Here is a 1,229-nt window from a genome sequence, read left to right on the forward strand (position 1 = left end):
CCTATAATGTTTCTGACTCATCTGGTAACGCAGCAGCAACCGTAGTTCGAACTGCAAACGTCGTGGATACTGGAGTACCCTCTATTGCACTTATTGGTGACAATCCAGTGCTACACGAACTACAGACGCCATACACAGATGCTGGTGCGACCGCTTCAGATGCAGCAGACGGCGACCTAAGCGCTTCAATCACAGTGACTGGGTCAGTCGATCCGGATATCGCCGGAACTTACACACTTAGCTATGATGCAAATGATTCCCAAAGTAATGCTGCAACAACGGTAACCAGAGATGTAATCGTTGCTGATAGAACAGCTCCAGTAATAACGATTACTGGAGGCAGCACCGTTAACGCTGAACAAGGAACGGTTTATAGCGATGCCGGAGCGACCGCAACAGACATCATAGATGGCGATATTAGCGTAAATATCATTACCACTGGCGCAGTTGATACAAATACCGCTGGTAACTACACCATTCACTATAATGTTAGCGATGCCGCTGGAAACCCCGCTATTCAGGCGAGTAGAACTGTAATCGTAAGCGATACAACAGCCCCACTTATCACCCTTGCTGGAGCCAACCCCTTAGATCACGAAGTAGGAACAATCTTCGTCGATCCTGGCGCTAGCGCTAGCGATAATATTGATGGAGATATCAGTCTAAGTATTGGCGTCACAGGAACAGTCGATGCCAATACACAAGGCACGTATACGCTTACCTACAATGTATCCGATTCATCAGGAAATGCTGCAGCAACCACTACACGAACAGTGAATGCTGTGGATACTGGCGCACCAACCATAACACTAAATGGCGACAACCCTACCCTGCCTGAACTACAAACCACCTACACAGATGCTGGCGCTACCGCTACGGATGCTGTAGATGGTAACTTAAGTGCATCCATCATCGTTAGTGGGACAGTCGATGCGAATATCGCGGGTACCTACACCCTGTCTTACAACGTTACCGACCTACAAAGCAATGCTGCACCCACGGTTACCAGAGACGTAATCGTTGCCGATAGAACCGGCCCCGTGATTACTCTACTTGGCAGCGCTACAGTTAATGTAGAGCAAGGCGCGACATACACGGATGCGGGTGCTACGGCATCAGATGCCATTGATGGTGACTTAAGCTCCAACATTGTGCTTGGTGGTGCAGTTAATACCAGCGTAAGTGGAAGCTATACCCTTACTTACAACGTTAGTGACGCCTCAGGCAAC

General features: G+C 48.8%; 1 protein-coding gene. It reads left to right on the forward strand.

Annotated elements, in window-relative coordinates:
• Positions 1-1,229: DUF5011 domain-containing protein (locus tag A3766_RS01590; RefSeq protein ID WP_156508604.1), on the forward strand; the 1,229-nt coding region annotated here is incomplete at both ends.

The organism is Oleiphilus sp. HI0132 (genome assembly GCF_001635845.1).